The following is a 6,108-nucleotide window of genomic DNA, read 5'->3' as shown; positions in this document are numbered from 1 at the left end:
AATTAATAATTAATAATTAAATAATTCGCGCCTTGAAGCCTCCCCTTGGATAGGGGAAAACAAAGACAATATTCCTTATATTCAATCCTCTCGGTTTTAACCTTCTTGTAATTATCAATTATCAATTATCCATTATCCATTAATGAAAATGCAGGACTACCGATAAAATATTACAACATAAGCACGTATTGCTATAGTATAGTTTGTGTAAAGTCAAGGGTAAATATCTGGAAGAAATTTATGTAACTGTCTTAACAGTAATATTTTTGGAATTAGCTGGTTACTATAGAAAAATTAATAGATGAAATTGAAAAATTGCCAATTTCTCTGCCTGTGAAAATACAGCTAAAATGGTCAATTATCCATCGTCCTATTCACAAAGGAATTAATTTTAGAAAAATCATGCGCCCTGTTTTTATCCTCATCACAATTTTCACTGCTATATTTTCCCTAGTAAGTTATCTAGGACAATTTCACCAAATATTTGAACTAACTTCTCATTTCAAATTGCAATATTTGATAATTGCTTGCTGCACCTTATTTTTCTGGATAATAACTCGCAAAAAACTCTGGGCTTTGCTGAGTTTAGGCTGCATTTTGCTCAACTTATTGGTGATAGTTCCTTGGTATTTACCATCATCACAAATAATTGTTGGAGACGAGGTAAATAAAATTAGAATTTTACAGTTAAATTTGTTTAACAGAAATAAGCAATATGATAGAGCGATCGCTTTAGTTAAAAAAGAAAATCCTGATATAGCAGTTTTCCAAGAAGTTAGTGAAAAATGGGCGGAAGAATTAAAGATTTTACGCCAGAGTTATCCTTATGTTTTTTATAACCAAGATAACCGCATATTTGGCAAAGGCATATTTGGCAAATCAATTTACAGTAAAATTCCCCTAGAAAACCAAAATATAAAAATTATATCTAAGTCTTATAAAAGAACAGCTCTAGTTACTCAGTTAAAAGTTCCTGGAAAAGCTATTTTCTTAATCGTAACTCATCTGGCAATTCCTATTACAAAAGTTAGTTTTCAGGAGCGAAATCAAGAATTTGCAGTCTTAGCAGATTATGTCTCAAAACTTCAATCTCCGGTAATAGTAGTTGGGGATTTTAATACCAGTTTATGGTCGCCTTATTATCAACAGTTTGTTGAGAAAACAGGATTAAGAAATGGGCGACATGGGTTTGGTATTCAACCGTCTTGGCCAACATTTTTGCCACTATTTTATATGCCTATTGACCATTGTTTACTAAGTTCTGAATTTCAAGTTTTAAATAGTCGTATTGGTAAAAATGTAGGTTCCGATCATTTACCATTAATTACAGATGTGGCTATTTCTCAAAAAGCTGAATCTAGTTAAATATTTATAGGTAAATTTATGCTCATAAATTACCAAAAAATGTCATTCCTGTTATCAGTTAACAGCAGTTGAAATTTGAAACAAGATTAAAATTCATGGATGAAGTAATCAAGAAAATTATTACTTTAGCAATACCAGGGTCATATCTCTGGATGATTAAAAATGCTACAGGGAAAGCAGGATAAAGTGGTATTTTGACGGCTTTTCTCAAGCTAAATTTATTTTTTGGCAACTATGTAACTGTCTTAATAGTAATATTTTTGGGATTAGCTGCTTACTATTTGAGTGAAGTATTTATTGATGGTTTACTTCTACAATATTATCAAAAACGACTCCAGTTAGACTCAGCAGAAAAGTTAATAGATGAAATTGATAAATTGCCAATTTCTCTACCTTTAAAAATACAGCTAAAATGGTCAATTCTCCATCATCCTATTCACAAGGGAATTAAAGCGAATTAATTTTAGAAAAATCATGCGTCTTGTTTTTATCCTCATCACAATTTTCACTGCTCTATTTTCCCTCATAAGTTATCTAGGACAATTTCACCAAATATTTGAACTAACTTCTCATTTCAAATTGCAATATTTGATAATTAGTTTCTGCACCTTATTTTTCTGGATAATAATTCGCAAAAAATTCTGGATTTTAGTGAATTTAGGTTGCATTTTGCTCAACTTATTAGTGATAATTCCTTGGTATTTACCATCATCACAAATAATTGCTGGAGACGAGGTAAATAAAATTAGAATTTTACAGTTAAATGTGTTTACCAATAATCAGCAATATAATCGAGCGATCGCTTTGGTTAAAAAAGAAAATCCTGATCTTGCAGTTTTCCAAGAAGTTAGTGAAAAATGGGCAGAAGAATTAAAGGTTTTACGTCAGAATTATCCCTATGTTTTCCACTTTCAAGATAACCGCATATTTGGCAAATCAATTTACAGTAAAATTCCCCTAGAAAACCAAGATATAAAAATTATATCCAAGCGTTATAAAAGAACATCTTTAGTTACCGAATTAAAAGTTTCTGAAAAACCTATTTCCTTAATCGTAACTCATCTAGCAGTTCCTATTACAAGAATCAGTTTTAAAGTAAGAAATCAAGAATTAAAAGTATTAGCAGATTATGTATCAAAACTTCAATCTCCGGTAATAGTAGTTGGGGATTTTAATACCAGTATATGGTCGCCTTATTATCAGAAATTTGTGCAGAAAACAGGATTAAGAAATGGGCGACGCGGATTTGGTATTCAACCGTCTTGGCCTACGAATTTGCCACTACTTTATATTCCTATTGACCATTGTTTAGTAAGTCCTGAAATTCAAGTTTTAAATAGTCGTATTGGTAAAGATGTAGGTTCGGATCATTTACCAGTAATTACAGATGTGGCTATTTCTAAAAAAGCTGAACCTAGTTAAATTTCTGAAATTAAACACTTAGTATGATGAGGTAAAATCACAATTTAATATTAAATCCGCTGGCAATGGAAGTGTTATAAGAAACCGGGTTTATGAAAAACAAATGTTAGTATAGTAGAGTATCTAGTACAAACCCGGTTTCTATACTTTATTTATAACGATACTACTGGATTTAATATAACTTTTTAATGATTCAATTTTCTGGCGATCGCGAACTAGCAGGAATCACTAAAACTGGGCAAAGAGCATCTTTTAAAATACCCTCACTGACACTACCCATAAAAAACTTCTCAATACCACTGCGCCCATGAGACCCCACTATAATTAAATCAGCAGCTAATTTTTTGGCCTCTGCTAATATGGTCTCTACTGTCGAACCCTGAGTTAACAGAGCAACTGTATCAAGACCTTTTTGGCGTAATTCTTCTGCTAAATCTTGAATTTGCTTATGTTCTTTACGAAACTCTTCTGCCCAATGATCTCGCTTAGGCTGAGGTCCAGTTTTAAAGCCAACAAAATCTGGTTCAGGTTCGGCAATATGGATTAACCATAGTTTGCTTTGAAAAGCCTGGGCTAAGGTTTCAGCTTGAGTCATAATTTCAGGAGTTATTTGAGAAAAGTCAATCGCAACAACTATATTTTTCATTAGTAATTAAGGTTGGTAATTAGAAATAGTTTGAGATCTAATCCGGACTTAGACACAAACCGAGTTTATGAACGAAAATTGACAATATCAAGCATTGAATTATGGTCATAAACCCGGTTTTTTGGTTGGGGTGCATAATTCCCGATCTACTTATATCATGTTTGTCTAGTTAGCGATCAAAAAAACTCTTATCCTGGGCAAGTCTTCCCTAAAATAAAAAACTTATCTACCTCATGCAGGAGAGAAAAGGTATAGATCTGCTTTGTAAGCAACTCGATCATAATTGAGCGAAGAAATAAGGTCAATAGCCTCCCCTTTCAAGGGGATAAAAAGCGGTCCTTGGATGGCGAGGTCTCCCGAAGAAAGCAGAGGAGCTGCCTCTTGCAGAGGAGCTGCCTCTTGCTACGGTAGCTCTCGCTAACGCCATCTCTAATCGACCAAGAGAAGAAAATTTCCCATTTCAAACCTCCCTATTACTGGAGGTAGTGCTGATAACTGATAACTGATAACTGATAACTGAAATAACATCCTTTCTGATCTGTTAGCGTTTCGCTTTTCGGCTGTCGCCGACATGAAACGCTTTGCGACATGAAACGCGACATGAAAAGTTCAATTCCTATGTTAGGGTAACTCCTCCGCAGGATACAACAAGCAGGCGGAGATATTCCTACTTAGCATGAACTGCTTCGGTGGGTTGAGATTTCATTGACTACTACTGCCTTGATAGAACTGCTATATTGGTAATTTTACTTTATTTCATATTAGATATTAATCCCAAAATTATAACTTTTATGCAAATCAATCAACATTTCAGTAAATTTATAATATGTGCTGTTGCCCAATTTTTATTATTAATTTCTTCCCTCAATATTTTAGCCTCTATTACCCCTGGAGCAACAGATAATAATTCTATATTATTAGCAGAATTAGGGCGAGCTGATTGGCGGATATGTTCACAACAAAATCCGTCTTTAGTTGAATCTTTTTATATAGAAACAGCTAATTTTTTTTGCCAATATTTGCCAACAACCGAATGGTAAATTAACTTATATTGGTGGTCATAAAGCTAATCATAAAAATATTATTAAGATAACTGCAATGGGGGAAGAAGGAACCGGATATGTTGCCGAAGATGGAGATATTACATATATTGTAACAGGTGCTACTTTTAGTATTGTAAAAAATGCTAAGACTATCAGTGAAGAACAAGTGATATATGTATGTAGTCAATTTTCTGAAAAAATATGTCAACAGAGGTAGTAGAACGATTAATTTTTCTTTAAATAAAGTTTAAAAAAACAGATACTTTTTAGGTATATTCTACTATGAGTACAACCATAAGATAAATTAATCTGTCTGATGACAGATTTTGGCAGACATTAGTAGAAAGCCTTTGCCAGATAAGCCTTTTATCCAATTATATAGATTTAATAAAATATTTATTTTTTGGCTCCTATCGTGTATCATGGAACGAACTAATTTATTCATTTACCAGAGGACTAAACTGTGAATTTTGTCAAGACTAATCAACACTTCTTAAAATTAGCACTATTTGCGATGATGGCATTTCTTTTATCTACATTTTCATCTAAAGTTCTAGCATCTAGTAACAATCTAGAGGCAGAGCAAAACACAATATTATTAGCTGAATCGCCCCGCAATAATCAGCGTATTTGTTCCCAACGTGGAGCCAATTGGTCTGAGGTAAATTATTTTGAATCAAAGAACTATTTTGCCAATATTTGTCGTCTACCAAACGGAAAATTAATGTTAGTTGCTGGCAGAAAATCTAATCCGAATCAAGTTTTACAGTTACCTGTAGAATTTAACCAAGGATATTTGGCGATTGATGGTAATAAAACTTTTATGGTAAGTGATGGTTCTATGAGTATGGCAATCAATGGTCTAGTTGTTCAGGAAGAACAAATTATCTATCAAGGAAAATAAAATTAGGCAGTATTGATTGACAATTTTAGTGAAAATAAAAAATAAATTTAGAGAGTTTTCGAGTATTTATATCCTTTAATTGTGTGTATCACAATTCAATTTAATTAAATTTTTTGAGTAGAAAAATATTGAAAGTACGGGTATTTTCCCAGGCTCAGATTTGAGATAATTTAAGTTCTGTGGCTGGAGAATTTTGTCGATCAGATTAACGAAGTCAGAAGTCAGAAGTCAGAAGTCAGAAGTTATTTTTGTAATGAGGATTTTGAGCAACCCTTCAAAAACATTTCCCCTTAAAAGGCGGGGTTTTAGACCCAATTATTTTAATAATTTCATCAGAAAAAACTCTAATTATACAGTAGTAGCGTGTCTAGTTTGAAAATGTGGGTAAGTTTCAGCCTAATGAAGACCTCTCCCCCAACCCCTCTGCTACAAGGATAGGGGAGAAATTATCCTAAGTCTAGCAGGGAAGGGGGTCGGGGGGTTAGGTTTTACCCACAATTTTAGCCTGGACACGCTAGTAGGGTGGGTTAAGCGGCAATACTTATGAATCGTGAACCAAACTCTTAACTGTCTGCCGTAACCCACTAAAAATACTGAATATTAAGCACTCTAGCGACCTTGGAATGAGAATTAAATAAAGTCCAGAATTTTGTTGAAAGAACTCATATAAAATCCAGTTGAACAGTCGTCCGCAGCGACGAAGCGGAAGCAATCTCAGGGGTGTGCGG

The 6,108-nt window shown here is 33.6% G+C and carries 7 protein-coding genes; 6 read left to right on the top strand and 1 reads right to left on the bottom strand.

Features of this window, described 5'->3' with window-relative positions:
- Positions 1-315: 315 nt before the first annotated feature.
- The 3 genes from F6K22_RS28115 (at position 316) to F6K22_RS28105 (ending at position 2,787) form a co-directional block, all read left to right on the top strand.
- A complete protein-coding gene (locus tag F6K22_RS28115) occupies positions 316-1,365 on the top strand; it encodes an endonuclease/exonuclease/phosphatase family protein (RefSeq protein WP_293105699.1) in 1,050 nt (349 codons plus the stop codon).
- Positions 1,366-1,559: 194 nt separating this feature from the next.
- Entirely contained in the window at positions 1,560-1,826 is a 267-nt protein-coding gene (locus tag F6K22_RS28110; protein WP_293105698.1) for a hypothetical protein, read from the top strand.
- 13 nt (positions 1,827-1,839) lie between these two features.
- A complete protein-coding gene (locus F6K22_RS28105) occupies positions 1,840-2,787 on the top strand; it encodes an endonuclease/exonuclease/phosphatase family protein (RefSeq protein WP_293105697.1) in 948 nt (315 codons plus the stop codon).
- A 193-nt stretch (positions 2,788-2,980) separates the two neighbouring features.
- Here F6K22_RS28105 and F6K22_RS28100 read toward each other — a convergent pair whose 3' ends face one another.
- Complete coding sequence (locus F6K22_RS28100) at positions 2,981-3,433, bottom strand: universal stress protein (RefSeq protein ID WP_293105696.1); 453 nt, start codon at positions 3,431-3,433, stop codon at positions 2,981-2,983.
- Positions 3,434-4,224: 791 nt separating this feature from the next.
- On the opposite strand from F6K22_RS28100, the gene F6K22_RS28095 reads away from it, so the two are divergent.
- The 3 genes from F6K22_RS28095 to F6K22_RS28085 all read left to right on the top strand — a co-directional run bounded on the left by F6K22_RS28095 (position 4,225) and on the right by F6K22_RS28085 (position 5,380).
- Positions 4,225-4,473 (top strand): hypothetical protein, encoded by a 249-nt coding sequence (locus tag F6K22_RS28095; protein ID WP_293105695.1) that lies wholly within the window; start codon positions 4,225-4,227, stop codon positions 4,471-4,473.
- 58 nt (positions 4,474-4,531) lie between these two features.
- Entirely contained in the window at positions 4,532-4,693 is a 162-nt protein-coding gene (locus tag F6K22_RS28090) for a hypothetical protein (RefSeq protein WP_293105694.1), read from the top strand.
- 246 nt (positions 4,694-4,939) lie between these two features.
- Positions 4,940-5,380 (top strand): hypothetical protein, encoded by a 441-nt coding sequence (locus tag F6K22_RS28085; RefSeq protein WP_293105693.1) that lies wholly within the window; start codon positions 4,940-4,942, stop codon positions 5,378-5,380.
- Positions 5,381-6,108 lie beyond the last annotated feature (728 nt).

Source organism: Okeania sp. SIO2F4 (assembly GCF_010672385.1).
In the GTDB taxonomy this organism is placed as follows: Bacteria; Cyanobacteriota; Cyanobacteriia; order Cyanobacteriales; family Microcoleaceae; genus Trichodesmium.
Note: the sequence above shows the minus strand (reverse complement) of the source record. Positions and strands in the feature narration are given on the sequence as shown.

What these genes read in the sequence shown, in the direction of transcription:
- F6K22_RS28105 (WP_293105697.1), top strand. Translation starts at nt 1,840, where the DNA reads ATGCGTCTTGTTTTTATCCTCATCACAATTTTCACTGCTCTATTTTCC.
- F6K22_RS28100 (WP_293105696.1), bottom strand. Translation starts at nt 3,433, where the DNA reads ATGAAAAATATAGTTGTTGCGATTGACTTTTCTCAAATAACTCCTGAA.
- F6K22_RS28095 (WP_293105695.1), top strand. Translation starts at nt 4,225, where the DNA reads ATGCAAATCAATCAACATTTCAGTAAATTTATAATATGTGCTGTTGCC.
- F6K22_RS28090 (WP_293105694.1), top strand. Translation starts at nt 4,532, where the DNA reads ATGGGGGAAGAAGGAACCGGATATGTTGCCGAAGATGGAGATATTACA.